Here is a 15,906-nt window from a genome sequence, read left to right as displayed (position 1 = left end):
ATAAATAACCATAATAATGGAGGAAAACGACGATGAAAAAAATGCATTGGATGACGATCATCTTACTTTTGGCCGTAACGGCTTTGGCAGGATGCTCTGGCAATGCGGACAAGACAGCAAGCAACGATTCGTCCGCTGCGTCTCAAGCAGATATCCCGCAAGAAATTACAGCCAATCTGGCAGGTGGCGAGCCTTATACACTTGACCCTGCATTCGCATCAGATACAACGTCCTATTTTGTCATTGATAACCTGTATGAAGGGCTGTATACATACGACAAAGCCGGTAAAATCGTAGAAGGTGCTGCCAGCAAAGTAGATGTATCTCCTGACGGTAAAACATACACCTTTACCATTCGTGACGGCGCAAAATGGTCAAATGGTGACCCGCTGACAGCTAAGGACTTTGAATACTCCTGGAAACGGGTATTGAATCCGAAAACAGCTGCCTACGATCCTTCTGCCCTCTACTACATTAAAGGTGCCGAAGCGTACAACACAGGCAAGGGTAAAATTGAAGATGTAGGTGTTACAGCTAAAGATGATAAAACGCTTGTCGTTGAGCTAAAATCACCGCTGAGCTTCTTCCCAACGATTGCTGTGGGTCACGCCTATTTACCTGTGAACCAAGCTGTGGTAGAAAAAAATGACAAATGGGCAGCTGAAGCTAACACAATTGTGGGCAACGGCGCGTATGTAGCCAAGGAATGGAAGCATAACGAACAAATTACGCTGGCGAAAAACGGTCAATACTGGAACAAAGATGCCATTACAATGGCAACGATTAACTTTAAAATGGTTCAAGACTCCACAACCTATTATCAAATGTACAAAACAGGCGATTTGGATCTGATCTTGAGCCTTCCCGTAGATACACTGGATCAAGAAAAGAGCAACAAGGAATTCCTGTCGCATCCGTCTTTCAGTGTGTACACGTATTCTTTCAACGTAAAACAAAAACCTTTTGACAATAAAAAAATCAGACAGGCCATTGCCTACGCTATTGACCGTGAAGCACTGGCTACCAACGTAACCAAAGGCGGCGAAACTCCAGCATACGGATATGTTCCATACGGGACAACAACACCTTCCGGCAAGGACTTCCGTGATGAAGCACCGAAAAAATACTATGAATTTGATGCGGCCAAAGCAAAGCAATTGCTGGCTGAAGGTCTAAAAGAAGAAGGTTTGACCAAGCTGCCTCCGATCACCTTTAAATACAACACATCGGACAAGCATAAAAAAGTAGCTGAAGCCATTCAGGAAATGCTGAAAACGAATTTGGGGATTGAAGTGACGCTGGAGAATCAGGAATGGAAAACGTATATTGATACCTTTAAACAAAAGAACTTCCAGATTGCTCGTATGGGCTGGGAAGGAAACTTCCTTGATCCACTTGGCGTATTGGGGCATTATACTTCCAAAAATTCGAACAACTTTACCAACTGGAGCAACCCGGAATATGACAAGCTGATCGAATCCTCAACCTTTGAGCTTGATCCGGCAAAACGTTTTGAACAGCTTCATCAGGCGGAAGACGTATTGATGGAAGATCTGCCGATTATCCCGATTCAGTTCTCTGCGGATACTGCATTAATCAGCCCTAAAATTCAAGGCATCGTATTTGATGCTCGTTCGAACCCGGATCTACGTTTTGCAAAACGGGTCGAAAAATAATGATTTTACGTTTCGGGATTACTGCCCTGATTGTTGGTACTTTAGGATTTTTATATGCCGCACCTCATCTCATGTATGGTCGTGAAAACCTGGCTACCGCGAATCTACTATTTCTGTTAGGATTGCTGGGCTTGGTGATCGGTGCGATCTTCCACGTTCTGCAAAGTGGCTTCCTCACCCTCTTCCTGCGGGGATTTGCCGACATCGGGCAGTTGTTCATTCGTCAATCCAAGGCATTACAGGAGGAAAATGAACGTTTGCGTTCCGATGAATCTCTGTCAGCCTGGAAAACATCCATGTTCCGCCACCTCAAGGTATATACCTCGGGGTGCGGGGCGGGACTTATACTTTGCTCAGTGGTATTAATGGGGATGAGTTAAGGAAATGAGAAGCTTTCTTGCGGTTGGTGGACACTGCGCGTGCAGATTGTTCCTCCGATCGCCACCGCCCCCGGATTTCTATTAAACTAAAACCTGTAAAGGTTAAAATCCGGGGACAAAAGCGAACGCTTCGCTTCTCCAGAACAATTCTGCCCGCTCCGCTAGCAACCGCCAATAGAGCTTCTATACGTTTTAGTGATTGGTAATATGAAAAGAGAGAGTTCCGCAAAGCGTTTGCTAGCGGAGCTCTCTCTTTTTTCATTTTTTATATAACTTTGAAAAGTTTCTCATAGTACTACAAGACTTATTAGCCTTAATAAATGCGCTTTTCCTTCGCTTCTTGCAGCCATGACGGGAACTCGTCTAACCTACCATCGGCGTCGTCTCTCGTCGCCACTTAGGGGAAAGTCGCTCAATTCTCCGAGTTGGTCATGTGCAGCCTTATAAATGCGGAGGATCGCATGCACCTTGTTAAAATCATTGTCTTCCGGGCCGAATCCTTCCATATACATCCTTTGGATAATATTTTGGAAAAAATCCATACGCTCGCGGATGGAATCCTGTTCGATTTGCAGCACATCTTCAAAGCTGTGTGTCTCAGCTAATTCAGACAGCTCATCAAAATCCTGTTGCTGATATCGCTCTCCCCGTGTTTCGGGATTGAGATCAATAGAGGTACGAAGAGTTGACAATAAAATATTTTCACGTGCCAGCATGACATGAAAATCTTTGTTCTTAAACAGATCCGTAACGATCAGACGACACATTTCCTTGTTCTGCAGCAGAATCCCATCAAAGGGATGTAGCGTCCACACACCGTAGTTAAAAAATAAATTAAAATTGAAGCTACTGCTCCCATACTGATATACAATGTTGATTTTCGATTCATCGATGATTTCAAATGAAAATTCCAGCATGCATTCTCCTTTGGGATTCCAATATTTAACTCTATCCTATCAGAAAATGCATGATTTTCAATAAAAAATTTTATTTCACAGTTTCATTTAACTCCACAATAGAGTCTGCTTTTTCGCTACTGGCAGCCACGAGTAAAAAAACAATCACACACACCAAAATAAAGGACATCATACGCTCATTCTCTCCTTTGTCATTTCACTTTTTAAGAGTTTATGCACGAGAATGCTATATATGTTCATCATGTCCTTTATGGTCCGCTGCCAAACCAAAGAAAGACGCCTTTTGGACTCACCCTGGCGTCTTTTTTCATAGATTATTGTGTTATTGAATATTAGCTATCAGTTCAAAAACGAACTTAGTCCCTCAGAAGAATGGTTGTCCTTCAGTGGTTTGGATTGTTCATTCCCTTCGATGCCCAACCGCTGGCTAAGGTTGGCATTGATTGCTGTCATTTTACTTGTATAATCGTGACAGCTTTCAATAATTCGACGGTTCGATTTCTCAGACAGATCCAAAGCAGATACCAAATCACCAATCGCCTGATTCACAGCCTCCAGTGACATAGAGGGCTTGCTAAGCAGGTCTGTCGTTCTCTCGGTCGTCGTTTTGAGAAGCTTTGCATTTTCCTTGAATTGATCCTCAATCGTACGGTTAGTCGCATCAACGGCTGAAACAATTTTATCTTGATCCGCCAGTGCCATTGCGATCATAGCCGATACGGTGATCAGATTCGATGTTTTATCAATCGCATTATTGACAGAATCAATCAGTTTATCATTATTATCATTAATAATATCCGTTGCTGCAATGGCCTGGTTGTATAACAAGATCATTTCAGTCATCGACTGTGTGCGAGTAACCACCTTGCGCAATCCCCGCTCCAGATGAGGCTTACGATTTTCATTTTCCGGCTTGGCAATCTCGGTTTCGAACAGCTCTTTCAAGCGATTACCAAAGGCAATCTTCGTCTGTAAATTGTAGATTTCTTCAATGGAAGCCTTCTTCAACTGTCTCATGCTGACGATGTTCTCTTCCAGATTATCCTTACCGTCTCTCAAGGCAGTAATGATTTTCTCGATGTTCGTCTTCACCGACTGATACTTGTAAATGTAGTTTTTCAATGGACTTTTACGCAGGAGCTTGCCAAAAAAACCTACATCTTTACTCTGCTGGAGCGTTTCGCATTCATCCCGGAGTTTTAAGATCATATTCGAAACCTCAGCCCGGTCACCAGACATGAGGTCGTTTACCGGACGATCCAACATTTTAAGGGTTTGTCCCGCCCGTTCCTGCGTTTTAACCCCCAGCTTACCAATGTCATCCATTAAGGTGTCCAAACTCATAACATCGCTTTGCGATACCTTTTGAATCAGCTGTGAAGCCTCCTCAGTCACCTTTTGTTCATCTTCTTTTTTCAATTCAGCCCATGGGGTCGCCATCATGCTAACCTCCTATTCTGAAAACAACTGCCAAACCAAGGCTAATCGGTGTTTTTCAGAGCAGCTCTGCTGCATTTTTAAATTTAAAATCGCCTACAATTCGGAACTGCTGTATCGCTGATGAATAAGCTCTGCTTTGCTCTGTAATTCCATCAGATCCTTGTGCTCCACTGTGGATACAATTACAGATATTTTGCTATCCACATCTCGCAATCCGTTTAGTAGCGTCCTGCGGTTGGTCCGTTTCGCATCGCCACTGAGCCGAAGAAACGGGTTAATCAGTCCATTCAAGTCCTTCAAAATCAATCTCCGAACCGTGTGATTCACTTCACTATTGTTCAATTCATGCAAAAGCGGGATGACCCGCTGCAAACGTGCAAATAGAGCCAGCGCCTTCTCGACAATCTCGTTATCAAGCGCATCTTTCTGTCCCTCGGAGATCACCATATCCTCCAGTACTTCCAAATACTCCATGACCTGAGCAAATTCACTGCTCACCTGATCCGGCAAACGTGCTTGTCCTGTTATAGACTCTCGCGGTGCGGCGATTTCCTTTTTATGTTGCTGTGTCTCACCATCCTGCTCCTGTCCCACCGGAATCACGGAACCGGTCAGGTTGGGACGAGGATGACGAACAGCCATGATAAGACTGTATCCTCCCAAACCAATGATCGGAATCGCCAAACACACAAACAACGGCAACCAATTACTGAGTAAAAGCGCAATCAGGTAGCTGACCACAGCAATCGTGGCACCCCACATTTTAGAAGTCATAGCTTGTACCTCCTGACGTAAACCCTTACCATATTGTAGAAAACAATATTTGCCTATGTCAATGTAAGGATTTGCGTATCGTGATTGGCTGCTCGATATGACTGGCTAGAATGTCGTATTGCGGATAAAGTGAACCGATTTCATGACCTAAAGCCGATTTTACCGCCAGGTAAGGAAAATTGATACCTGACAAGCATGATACATGAAGACCTCCAGACATTCGCGGATTGATCTCTAGCAGCTTGGCTCGCTCGCCGTTATATTTCACTTGAATGTTATAATTGTACGGAATGTGATACGCCTCAGCGACCTTTTGTGCCACCTTCAACAGCTCAGGATGCTGCTCCAGCAGCCGTAATCGTCCTCCTGCCTTTCGACGTGGGACGGCTGCTAACAATTTTCCGTTTCGGTCAGCCAAACAGTCGATACTGTATTCGTATCCCTCCAGCAGTTCCATCACCATCAAATTGGGAAACGTCTCTGTGGAAGACAATACGCGATAGGCCTCTTCGAACGAAATATGATTCAGCGCATGACCGAACAGTTCTTCCAGTGGATTACGTTCATTATCAATGATACGAAAGCCCATTCCACCTTCTGCATTACATGGCTTGAAGCATATCTTGTGCCCAAGTGCTATTAATGACTCATACGCCTGTCTAAACTGCTCGGCATTACTGGCAATGGCATAATCGGGAATGGTGACAATATCCTTTTGACGAATGGATTCATAAAATAGGTCCTTCTCCATCAATTGCTCCAGCAGCGCTATATCCCGGCACACCATTACTTCTGTCCCAATATCGTCAAATAGATAAAGATGCTTGCTAACATCGAGCATATTCCACCGTGGAATAAAGATATCAATTTCATGGCGTCTGCAAAAATCAGCACAAAACTGTGCATACTCCACACCGCTCGTGCGCGGCTCTACTTCAGCTACATCACTGGCCTGCAGTGCCATGTGCTGCGGATCAGAGTGCGTCGCATAGATCTCGAACGGAATACCGTCCTCATTGTTGCGTATAGCATTCATATAATGATACACCACCGAAAACCAGCGGTTAAAATACACTTTGACCTTCTTCACAACGCCACGTCCCCTATTATTTTAATCATGAAGTACGAGACGCTGACATGCTCCCGTGTACCTCATAGACATATTCCATAATTTCATCTGCTGCATAAACCCCCGACACTTCCGTAAATCGGTAATTGACCTCTAGCTTATCCCGCTGCTGTTCCCGATACAATTCACCATGACGCGGGGCAATCGCATAGTCGGCATAATCCAGCAGACAACGGTCCAGTAAAGAATCACCGGATGCAACCACTGCTCCCCCATTGGTGAGGTTACGAATATGCTCCACAGCTGCCTGTTTATTCACGGCCGCAGGCACTAGATATACCTTACGACCTTGAATGGATACCTCCCAGCCCATTTCATGCATCATCCGTGCCTTCTCCAGCACCTGTTCCAGCGGCATCCGATCCCGTTCAATCACGAAAGCATAAAATAGTTCATCGCAAAAACGCTCGCTTACGACCCAGTCTTCATGCAGCACCTGTCCGAACACCTGACGTGCCTCTTCCGCATGAGCACCATCGCGGCGTACTTGTTCGTGAATACGTCGATTCCAATCTCGGTCCACCTCGCCTCCGACGATGATGTTACCGCCATTACTCGTCACGGCATAGGCGGGAACCAGTTCCGTCTGAAACACGGTGATTCGTCTATACTGTTCCATGGTCCGAGTCGTCACTGGCATAAACATGACATCTGCCGGTAGTGTCTGGAGCCATTGCAAAGCCTGTACAGAAATAAAGGCCGACGTCGCCCCGTCGATCTGTTCCGCAGGCAGCAGACCGGGGGAATCCAGTGGCACGCCAAGCGAGCGTTTGGAGTAAATCAGCGTCTGATCCAGGTCACTGGCGTAGATCATTCTTGTCCCCCCTTGAGCGGCTTGATGATCCCGCAACAGGAATAGGTCAACCCTTCAAATACCTCAACAGGCACTCCACGATCCTTGGCCAGCAGCATAATATGCTGAAGATTCGGATTATCTTCACGGTCAATCAGAATTTTCCACGGCACCCTACGAAGCAGTACGCGAGTCGTCTCCCCCACTCCCGGCTTGACCAGATTGATATCCCGAATCCCAAATGCCCGCTGAATCGCCTCAATATCCCGTAAGCCCTGCCATGTCACGACAGGCGGATTCAATGTCATCTGTTCCGCATAGGTAGCTGCCGTTTCAGCTACGGCTTGAAAGTAACCGGATACCCTATCCACAAACGTATTGGATTGATCCACTGACCGCCAGGATTCATAAAATTTAGCCCCATGAAAATCGTCCGGACCTATCAGATCGTCCCGAAGTACCGTCCGGCTCATCAGTCCTGATACGGTTGAATTCAGACAAGCGCTCGGGATCAAATAATCTTCTCGTGTACCAAAGGTTTCTGAACATCTGCCCGGATCGGCCAGCACCGCCAGATCATCATTTAGGCGCAACCCGTAATCTGCAGTCATCTCACGGCAGGCCTCGATCAACACCTGACGAATGGCGCCTTTCCCCGTCCAGCCATCGACAAACTGAAGTTCAATCCCCAGCCCATGCTGCTGTAAAATGTACAAAATAGCATTCCGGTCAATGCCTTTGCCACGGATAATAGAAATACTGTAATGCGGCAAAGATACGCCATACTTCCAGTCAATATAACGCTTAATCAGGATACCAATGGGCGTGCCCGCTCTGGCAAGAGAAACAATCGCCGTGTTCAGGCCTCTTTTTCTCACAATCATCTCAGCCACAGAAGCTGCCGCTAATGCAACCTTTTCGGCAGATTGGGCGAGTGTTTCGTGAAACAATCCAATATACTCTGCTGTGGGCTGGTATTCCACTGGCAGCATCTCTGAATAATGGACGCCCGACTGTATCGCTTCTTCCCGATCCTCTGTCCCTTTTTCCAACGCAACCCGGCTCAAATCCTTCAATAAAAAAGTGACATCCGAGGCAAGATAACTGCCTAGCGGTACGGGCGGATGAATGTTCTTCTGCTGTATTTGCTCCATAAGTGCTTGCTTCATATCCGCGCTCCTTTACTCTCCTGCCTAGTTAAACCATTAAAATAAACGACATGCACTTTATCACAGCCCAGACGGCTCAATGCATCCAACATGGGCTTCATCCGCTCTGGGTCCGACTCTCTTTCCAGCAAAATGAATATTTCGTCATACTGACCTGGCTCTACATTATAAATAAAGTTGCGCACCGTGCTGTCCTCAGGTGAGGGATAGGTCACACCACATGCAACGCCATACCCTTCTTCTCTATGGGGATACACCGGGCTGCGTGTGGTAGACTGATAATATGTGTTCGGGCCTAACTCCGCAGCAATCCGCATCGGAATGTACATGAATTCCCCCGTACCCATCACCAGCGTACGTTGCCCTGAACGAAGTTGCTTCAGTCGTTCAGCTGTGTACGCGATTTCTGCATCCAGCGCTGGATTGTCGGCGGATTGTAGACCAAAACGGCCAGTATATTTAAGATAAGGAGCTGTATTGGCGTACCCGTCGGTAGATATGGAGGTATGTGATATCCGCTCAAAAGCGGAAGCATCCTCTTCAAAACAGCGGTCAATTGTTCCAGAAAAATCTTTATTAACCTCTGCGGTGCTAGTGGCTGCAAGCTCTGCGTTCCCGGTCTGTCCAGCATATTCTGCGTGATCTAGTATCGGTGTTCCCTGTATTTCTATCTTTCCTTTGAGCAAACTTAGAGGCGTAATCCTAATATCTAACTCAGCTTCCAGATCGGCAAAAGCTCGCTCGTCGCTGTCTGTCCGCCAGTCCAATAACGAAGCTATCACATACTGTTTGCGCGGAAAATGTTCCTGAATATCCCGTATAATATTAAGCGTTGTTTTTCCCGTCGTAATCTCATCATCTACCAGCACAATGGGTCCATCTCCGGCAAAAGCATCCTCATTCAGTGCATAACAACGATGATCAACAGCATGAGAATGCTCTTCTTCAAACCGAATAATAGGCCGAAGGCCCGGAATATCCTCGCGTGTCGTATGAATATACGTGGCACCGCCATCAAACAACCGATACATGCTGTGCCCCAGTGCTGTAGCCGTCTCGGCAAAACCAACAAACTTCATCGGTTCTGGAAAAGAAAAAGCCAAACGCTCATCCATCAGCTTTCGGTAGGCCTCTTTTGCATAATTCGGGTCAAGAAGTCCTCTCACGGCCTCTCCAATCAGCTTATCCATCTGTTGTCCTGACTGTGGGACAAGCTCTTTATATAACAGGATCGCCAGGGCCGCTCCACTTAACAGAGAGGTGTATGGATTTACCGGAATATGCTTGCCCAGCACCTTGCTGACAAACAAAAACGAACGCTTTTTGTTGACCCGTGCCGCCATTGCAAACAGCTTGTCCACAGGAAGACGGAATGGGTTATGGGTCTCCGTAATTTTAACGCTGAACTGCTCCAGAATTGGCAGCAGATGTGTTTTCGTGGTTGGGTAAGAGACTGACAAAATGTTGTTGTTCATGTAACACCCCGTATACTTTAGATCTATTTATAATACGATAAGCCCAATTCAAATGAGGCTTAATTTCATTCATCTTATTGGCATAGGTGCTCTTGAATACACCCAGGCTACCGTCGTTACGTTCAACAATTTCAAGTGCATCCATATACTCTTCATGGGTCACCGCATACATAGCCTGTACCGGCTTAATGTGGGACGGATGAATGATCGTTTTGCCAATAATCCCATTCTCTTTATCCATCATAACTTCGCGAATCAGTCCGTCCACTGCATCTGAGATGAAGTCCATTCGCAAGTAGCGTCCCGGCTTCCCAAATGCGTCTTCGAAGGGCGATACTCTTAATTGAGGTTTAAAGATACGTTCTCGGTGAGAGAAATACTCCCATACAGGACCGGAAACGACATAATCCGAGTCCACGCGTCCGAACAAGTTAATAATATCTGCGATGCAATCCCGAATGACGGCAATTTCATAAATCGTAATATCCGGGCTGCGTCTCAGCCCATACAGACTGGAGAAGTCGGTGGCCCCAATTCGTACATTCAGCACATATTCCTGAACCTCGTCCAAAATTACTTTAATCGCCAGCAGTTCTTTCCAACGAGTTTCCCGATAAATAATTTTAGAGCTTTCAAGAATCGGCAATCCATACAACACAGGCGTACGGCTTGCGTCTCCTGTCCCTGTATGCATAGTCCGGTTATATTCTGCAATGAGTGCAAAATACGCCCGTCCATTATCAGAAGAGAACTTGGGGAGGACAAAGCCCGTGAGCAGCGCCAGGGTTTCTCCCAAACTGTTCAGCAGTCGTTCCAGCTGCTCCACAGAGCGTACACGTACAAACAGCAAAGGTAATTGCTGTTCACTCATCATCCCTGTCCGTACATAGGACAAGAGTTGAAGCAGTTGCTGTGCCAGCGATTCTTCGGCCTGTCCGACCTGCTGATCCCCTATAGCATCCTCCAAATCCAGAATGACCGTTGTAAGTCCTTCATGCTTTCCATTTTTGATCTCTTCCGCTACTTCCGAGCGGGTCGCCGGCATGTACAAAGCCGCTCCTATGGCATAAGCCAATATACTTTTGGGTGAACGGTTATGAAACTCCATCGGTGGAGTACAAAAGATCGCTTCTACTTCCTCAGAGGTTAAATCATTAAAATATTTCAGGGCCCTTCCCCTCCTCTTGCTCTATCTCGCCTGACTGAAGCCCTGTCCTCGGGTATAAAAGAAATCCCCCCTTAGTTTCAGGAGGGATTTCGCTATACTTTGTACATTAAGCCTCTTTGTCGGCCTTTTTCTTTCTTTTCGCCGAGCTAAGAATCATTGTGCCTACAAAGACGGCAATCAAAATGCCGAAGAATAATACTTGCGACATGTGAAAGCCAAAAGCAGCAGCCAGCATTTTACCCCCGATAATGGCGATCATAATAAAGGCTGTCTGTTCCAGTTCCGGAAATTTATCAATGAGCTTGAGGAACACTTGTGCAACACCACGCATCATCAGAACGCCGAGTATACCACCCAGGAACAGCACCCATACTTTCTCGCTCACACCAAAAGCGGCAATGACACTGTCAATACTGAAGGCAATATCCATCAGTTCGACCATTAATACGGTTTTCCAGAAAGAAGTAGGTTTGTTCTTCACTTCTCCCTCACCCTCGGACTTGAATAAGCCCTTATAAGCGATGTAGAGCAGATAAGCCGCACCCAGTACCTTAATCAGCGTGAACTTAATCAGGAATGTACCCAAGCCGATGGCCAGAAACCTGAATATATACGCACCTAAAATCCCGTAAAATAAGGCTCTCTTTTGCTGCTCTTTTGGTAAATGCTTAACCATAACTGCGAGAACCAAGGCGTTATCCGCCGACAAAAGACCTTCCAGCAAAATGAGAGTTCCAATAATCCCCCAACTCACCGGGTCAGTAAGCGTACCTACCACATCACTCCATGAAAAGAAATGGCCGTAGTTCTCGCTGATATTTTTAAATAAATCATTCAACATGAAAAGAGTGCCTCCGATAATTCAATTTATTTACTACCCTGCGTCCAGCGCATGCCCCAGTTATATGCCCGATCCATTTCACGATGACCGCCATAAAACTGTACGAGTCTCTCAATACTGAACGTTTCATCGTTCACATTTTGGATCATAGCAATCGCACACATCCCTTTGCGATTGTCATGTTCATTCATATGAACGATAATGTCAGGCCCGTCCTTCTGGTACAGCGTGACTACGCCGTCTGCTTGTGACCAGTTCGTGACTCCTTCATAAATGAAGGTAAACACCAAAATTCGCTTAATTTCAGAAATTTTAGCCCCATTAATGCGGAGATTTTCCCCTGTTTTCACAGAGCCCGTACGGTCGTCACCATCCAGAGCAATGTACGGGAAGCGATTCAGAGAACCGAAAACTTCCCCAAGCGCCTGAACGACACCTTTATCCCCATTCTTCATCTCATACAAGCAGCCCAGATCCAGATCGACACCCTTGGAGCCACGACTGAAAAAGCCCTTGCTCTGCTGTACCTGATTCCAGTTCAGATTGATCAGGATTTCACCCAATCCGCCTGAGCCCTTTTTCAGGTTAATGGTATCGCCCTTTTTCTTCAGCTCAATTTTCCGCAGATTCAGATTTACCGGAGTTGCTGATGGCTCTGGTTTTGGAACAGGAGGTGCAGGTGGCGGTATTGGTGCTGGTCGAGGCGCTGGAGGTGGTGTAGGTGTGGGCGCCGGAGGAGCTGGATTATTTTCCACTTCAATGCCGAAATTTTCACACAACGCATCCAATCCACCGGAAAAGCCTGCGCCTATCGCGTTAAACTTCCATTCACCGTTATGGCGATACAGCTCGCCTATCACAATGGCCGTCTCAACTGTAAAGCCACTATCCAAATTAAATCGCAAAACCTCTCCACTAACCGGATGAGCAAAACGTATAAATCCGCCTTGAACCTGTCCAAAATTTTGCCGTTTCTGATCCGCATCATAAATGGTCAGCGTAAATGCAATCTTCTCGATATGAGAAGGTATTCTCGTTAGGTCCAGGGAAAACTGTTTCTTGTCACCAAACTGTTGTCCATCTGAATAGGTGATAAAGGGTGTGGTCGGATTATTGTAAAAGATCAGATCCTCATCGCCTGATACCTTCCCTCCAGGGCCCAGCAAAAATGCAGAAGTATCAAGTTCCAGAGCCGCTGAGGACTCCCAACCGATCCCTATGTTGACATGGCTCAGGCCCGGATTTGTTTTGGTCAAATCCACCTTCTGCCCCTTTACTACGATAACAGCCATGATTGTGTCACCTTTCTGTCCGTGTGTCATGTTCAGCGTACGTTCTTCAATGGCTTAAAAAGAAAGGGGTAGCGCCCTTTGGACACCACCCCATGTGGATATTATTGAGCGTCCAAGCCATAGTTTTTAGCAAGCGCACCCAATCCACCAGCAAAACCACTGCCGATAGCCTGGAATTTCCAGTCTGCATTGTGACGGTAAAATTCACAGAACACCACAGCTGTTTCGGTGGAGAAATCCTCTCCCAAATCGTAGCGCAGCACTTCACGATCCGTTGCCGCATCTACCACACGTACAAAGGCATTGGACACTTGTCCAAAGTTTTGCGCACGTGCCTCATAGTCGTAAATCGTAACTGTAATCCCGATACGATGGATATTCGCAGGAATCTTTGCAAAATCAATAATAATTTGCTCGTCATCCCCGTCGCCCTCACCTGTGCGGTTATCGCCTGTATGAGTAACCGCACCCGCTCCGCCTGTTGGGTTATTGTAGAATACAAAATCGTCAGCTGCCTTCGCTTTACCGTCCTCATATAATAGGAAAGCCGAAGCATCCAAGTCAAATTCCGCGCCGCCACTATATTTATTGGTATCCCAGCCCAGACCTACAACAACACGAGTCAAGCCTGGATTCGTTTTGGTCAAATCAATACGTTGTCCCTTGGAAAGACTAATCGTCATACTGCATACCTGCCTTCTTTGTGTAGATTTCTTAAGCTAAGCCGTAATCGCGTGTCAATCCTGCAAGACCATCCTGATAACCGCTGCCAATGGCATTAAACTTCCACTCACCGTTATGGCGATACAGCTCACCTACCACGACGCCTGTTTCGATCGAAAAATCTTCTCCCAGATCAAAGCGAACCAATTCTTCGTTGTTTGCCTCATTTACGATACGCGCATAAGCACGGGACACCTGTCCAAAGTTTTGGCTGCGTTCTTGAGCTTCATAGATCGTAATCGTAAAAGCGATCTTTTCTACGTTAGCAGGTACAGTGCTCAGATCAACCTTAATTTGCTCATCGTCTCCGTCACCATCACCTGTGCGGTTATCTCCGGTATGAACGACAGACCCGTTCTCGTTTTGTGGGTTATTAAAGAAAACGAAGTTCTTTTCCGTTTCCACTTTGCCGTCCGCATTCGCCAAAAATACGGATACGTCCAAGTCAAAATCTTTACCGCCATCGTACTTATTGGTGTCCCAGCCGAGACCTACCATAATTTTGGACAAACCTGGGTTTGTTTTCGTCAAATCAATTTTTTGACCTTTAGATAAGTTAATTGCCATGAGTAAGTACCCCGTTTCTCATTAGTTTTGTATGAGCAACCTAAAATTACATATAACGCTGAGCCAGCACATCAATATGTACGGCATGGGTGCCTGCACCGATTGCAGCAAACTTCCATTCGTCATTATGGCGATAGAGCTCCCCGCAGATCAGCGCAGTCATTCCCTCAAAATTATCAGATAAATTAAACGTCACCAGTTCCTTGGAGTTAGCACCGTCCAGAATGCGGATATACGCTTTCTCGATCATGCCGAAATCCTGTTTCCGGTTAACGCAATCATATATATTCACAACAACAAGCACTTTATCGACATTGGCCGGAATCCGTGCCAGGTCAATCATAATTTGTTCATCATCGCCGTCACCTTGTCCGGTCAGATTATCACCGGAATGCACGACTGAGCCGCACGGGCTTTTTTTATTATGGAAGCATACTACATTGTCAGACTGAGTTAGTTTCCCGTTGGCATCCAGCAAAATGGCAGAAGCATCACAATCAATATTGGGTTGCTTCTTGAAACCAAAAAATCCTTTGGACTGCACGGGGTCCCATCCCAATCCAGCTATAACCTTGGTTAATCCTGTGTTTCCCTTGGTCAAATCAATCTTCTGGCCCTTGACCAGATTAATTACAGCCACTGATTAACACACCTCCCTTCCGTAAAATTTACAGACTAAATTCAGATGGGTTCAAACCAAGCGCGCCACAAATCTCAGCAACAATCCGTTGCTCATTGGCATCAAAGTCACCGTCAGCTGCACCAATGGCACTGCATACGCCGACGACAAGTCGACCTACTTCAGGCTTGCCTTTCAATTTACCAATCGCTTTTAACGCTTCCTGTTTGCCGATTTCAGGTGAAAATTCAAAGTTTGCTACATAGTGATTGAAACGGTTGATGACCTCACCCATATCAAACACTTTCAATTCTTCACTGATATTTATGTATCCGGCCATTTTTGTTTTTTCTTCCGGACTAATAGTGCCGTCGGCAAATGCCACTAATGCACAACCTGCAACAACAGCTTCCATAAAATCTTTATTCTTAAATTTCTTAACCTGGTCGCCAAGTCCTTTTTTAGTTGTATTCAACCAATTTTTAAATGTACTCATATTTCCCTCCACAATTACGTATTTGGGTATCATCTATCCTAGTTAATTTCTTCCTTTACTATAACCTGAATTACGATCTTATTCTACAATAATATACAAAAATGCGGTAAATCCGATCTACCTTTTGTAGGTATCCTCTCTATCTTTAGCCCTATTTTCTGTCGAAAGTATCCCTTCCATTATCCCCCATTTGATAGCACGATTGCAAGTTTGTAGAATGGTAGACTTCTATGGATATGCAACAAAATACAATTGCTGTTCTACATATACGGTTTTGCTAAGCTAAACGTTGCGCATACTTGCGGATCACAGCATACAAAAATAGCGTCGACCCAATTTAGGACGACGCTATTTTCACTTCAATCTATTAGGTTCGGTCGTATATAGCTACTCTTTTAATTCCGAAGCTGAAAAACTCTGTCTAATTTAGGATATCTCTTTCACGTT

General features: G+C 45.6%; 16 protein-coding genes. 2 read left to right on the top strand and 14 right to left on the bottom strand.

All coding sequences use genetic code 11. From position 1 onward, the window contains the following. The first annotated feature begins 32 nt into the window (after positions 1-32). Both ACN6NF_RS04945 and ACN6NF_RS04940 read left to right on the top strand, forming a co-directional pair. Positions 33-1,676 carry a peptide ABC transporter substrate-binding protein gene (locus tag ACN6NF_RS04945; protein WP_474315665.1) on the top strand — a complete coding sequence of 548 codons (1,644 nt, stop codon included), beginning with the start codon at positions 33-35 and terminating at the stop codon, positions 1,674-1,676. After that, positions 1,676-2,056 (top strand): DUF3899 domain-containing protein, encoded by a 381-nt coding sequence (locus ACN6NF_RS04940; RefSeq protein WP_149035560.1) that lies wholly within the window; start codon positions 1,676-1,678, stop codon positions 2,054-2,056. The genes ACN6NF_RS04945 and ACN6NF_RS04940 overlap by 1 nt, the downstream gene beginning before the upstream one ends. A gap of 368 nt (positions 2,057-2,424) precedes the next feature. On the opposite strand, the gene ACN6NF_RS04935 is transcribed toward ACN6NF_RS04940, so the two are convergent. From ACN6NF_RS04935 to ACN6NF_RS04870, 14 genes are all read right to left on the bottom strand, one after another. After that, a complete protein-coding gene (locus ACN6NF_RS04935) occupies positions 2,425-2,973 on the bottom strand; it encodes a hypothetical protein (RefSeq protein WP_474315661.1) in 549 nt (182 codons plus the stop codon). A gap of 339 nt (positions 2,974-3,312) precedes the next feature. After that, positions 3,313-4,413, bottom strand: coding sequence for a toxic anion resistance protein (locus ACN6NF_RS04930; protein ID WP_474315659.1), 1,101 nt, complete (start codon positions 4,411-4,413; stop codon positions 3,313-3,315). A 93-nt stretch (positions 4,414-4,506) separates the two neighbouring features. Beyond that, positions 4,507-5,187 (bottom strand): hypothetical protein, encoded by a 681-nt coding sequence (locus ACN6NF_RS04925; RefSeq protein WP_474315658.1) that lies wholly within the window; start codon positions 5,185-5,187, stop codon positions 4,507-4,509. A 58-nt stretch (positions 5,188-5,245) separates the two neighbouring features. Continuing rightward, positions 5,246-6,277, bottom strand: coding sequence for an ATP-grasp domain-containing protein (locus ACN6NF_RS04920; RefSeq protein ID WP_474315655.1), 1,032 nt, complete (start codon positions 6,275-6,277; stop codon positions 5,246-5,248). A gap of 25 nt (positions 6,278-6,302) precedes the next feature. Further along, a complete protein-coding gene (locus ACN6NF_RS04915; protein WP_474315653.1) occupies positions 6,303-7,130 on the bottom strand; it encodes an HAD family hydrolase in 828 nt (275 codons plus the stop codon). Next, positions 7,127-8,278: a cysteine protease StiP family protein gene (locus ACN6NF_RS04910; protein ID WP_474315650.1), complete on the bottom strand. Its 1,152-nt coding sequence runs from the start codon at positions 8,276-8,278 to the stop codon at positions 7,127-7,129. Before ACN6NF_RS04910 ends, ACN6NF_RS04915 begins: the two co-directional genes overlap by 4 nt. Next, positions 8,275-9,621, bottom strand: coding sequence for a phosphoribosyltransferase family protein (locus tag ACN6NF_RS04905; protein WP_474317507.1), 1,347 nt, complete (start codon positions 9,619-9,621; stop codon positions 8,275-8,277). The genes ACN6NF_RS04910 and ACN6NF_RS04905 overlap by 4 nt, the downstream gene beginning before the upstream one ends. A gap of 52 nt (positions 9,622-9,673) precedes the next feature. Next, the gene (locus ACN6NF_RS04900) at positions 9,674-10,861 is read right to left on the bottom strand and encodes an HpcH/HpaI aldolase/citrate lyase family protein (RefSeq protein WP_474315648.1); all 1,188 of its coding nucleotides are present in this window, start codon (positions 10,859-10,861) and stop codon (positions 9,674-9,676) included. A gap of 166 nt (positions 10,862-11,027) precedes the next feature. Next, complete coding sequence (locus tag ACN6NF_RS04895) at positions 11,028-11,762, bottom strand: TerC family protein (RefSeq protein WP_031462964.1); 735 nt, start codon at positions 11,760-11,762, stop codon at positions 11,028-11,030. Positions 11,763-11,788: 26 nt separating this feature from the next. Further along, positions 11,789-13,054, bottom strand: a complete 1,266-nt coding sequence (locus tag ACN6NF_RS04890) for a TerD family protein (RefSeq protein WP_474315646.1) — start codon at positions 13,052-13,054, stop codon at positions 11,789-11,791. 101 nt (positions 13,055-13,155) lie between these two features. Next, the gene (locus ACN6NF_RS04885) at positions 13,156-13,737 is read right to left on the bottom strand and encodes a TerD family protein (RefSeq protein WP_013369619.1); all 582 of its coding nucleotides are present in this window, start codon (positions 13,735-13,737) and stop codon (positions 13,156-13,158) included. Between the two features lie 31 nt (positions 13,738-13,768). Further along, the gene (locus ACN6NF_RS04880; RefSeq protein ID WP_474315643.1) at positions 13,769-14,344 is read right to left on the bottom strand and encodes a TerD family protein; all 576 of its coding nucleotides are present in this window, start codon (positions 14,342-14,344) and stop codon (positions 13,769-13,771) included. A gap of 46 nt (positions 14,345-14,390) precedes the next feature. Then, a complete protein-coding gene (locus tag ACN6NF_RS04875) occupies positions 14,391-14,984 on the bottom strand; it encodes a TerD family protein (RefSeq protein ID WP_016821473.1) in 594 nt (197 codons plus the stop codon). 28 nt (positions 14,985-15,012) lie between these two features. Next, positions 15,013-15,459 carry a tellurite resistance TerB family protein gene (locus ACN6NF_RS04870; protein WP_013369616.1) on the bottom strand — a complete coding sequence of 149 codons (447 nt, stop codon included), beginning with the start codon at positions 15,457-15,459 and terminating at the stop codon, positions 15,013-15,015. Positions 15,460-15,906 lie beyond the last annotated feature (447 nt).

The organism is Paenibacillus sp. TSM33, from assembly GCF_056099025.1.
Note: the sequence above shows the minus strand (reverse complement) of the source record. Positions and strands in the feature narration are given on the sequence as shown.

Excerpts from the sequence above, each read along its gene's own strand:
- ACN6NF_RS04945 (WP_474315665.1), top strand. The coding sequence starts at position 33 with ATGAAAAAAATGCATTGGATGACGATCATCTTACTTTTGGCCGTAACG.
- ACN6NF_RS04940 (WP_149035560.1), top strand. The coding sequence starts at position 1,676 with ATGATTTTACGTTTCGGGATTACTGCCCTGATTGTTGGTACTTTAGGA.
- ACN6NF_RS04935 (WP_474315661.1), bottom strand. The coding sequence starts at position 2,973 with ATGCTGGAATTTTCATTTGAAATCATCGATGAATCGAAAATCAACATT.
- ACN6NF_RS04930 (WP_474315659.1), bottom strand. The coding sequence starts at position 4,413 with ATGGCGACCCCATGGGCTGAATTGAAAAAAGAAGATGAACAAAAGGTG.
- ACN6NF_RS04925 (WP_474315658.1), bottom strand. The coding sequence starts at position 5,187 with ATGACTTCTAAAATGTGGGGTGCCACGATTGCTGTGGTCAGCTACCTG.
- ACN6NF_RS04915 (WP_474315653.1), bottom strand. The coding sequence starts at position 7,130 with ATGATCTACGCCAGTGACCTGGATCAGACGCTGATTTACTCCAAACGC.
- ACN6NF_RS04910 (WP_474315650.1), bottom strand. The coding sequence starts at position 8,278 with ATGAAGCAAGCACTTATGGAGCAAATACAGCAGAAGAACATTCATCCG.
- ACN6NF_RS04905 (WP_474317507.1), bottom strand. The coding sequence starts at position 9,621 with ATGGCGGCACGGGTCAACAAAAAGCGTTCGTTTTTGTTTGTCAGCAAG.
- ACN6NF_RS04900 (WP_474315648.1), bottom strand. The coding sequence starts at position 10,861 with ATGGAGTTTCATAACCGTTCACCCAAAAGTATATTGGCTTATGCCATA.
- ACN6NF_RS04895 (WP_031462964.1), bottom strand. The coding sequence starts at position 11,762 with ATGTTGAATGATTTATTTAAAAATATCAGCGAGAACTACGGCCATTTC.
- ACN6NF_RS04890 (WP_474315646.1), bottom strand. The coding sequence starts at position 13,054 with ATGGCTGTTATCGTAGTAAAGGGGCAGAAGGTGGATTTGACCAAAACA.
- ACN6NF_RS04885 (WP_013369619.1), bottom strand. The coding sequence starts at position 13,737 with ATGACGATTAGTCTTTCCAAGGGACAACGTATTGATTTGACCAAAACG.
- ACN6NF_RS04880 (WP_474315643.1), bottom strand. The coding sequence starts at position 14,344 with ATGGCAATTAACTTATCTAAAGGTCAAAAAATTGATTTGACGAAAACA.
- ACN6NF_RS04870 (WP_013369616.1), bottom strand. The coding sequence starts at position 15,459 with ATGAGTACATTTAAAAATTGGTTGAATACAACTAAAAAAGGACTTGGC.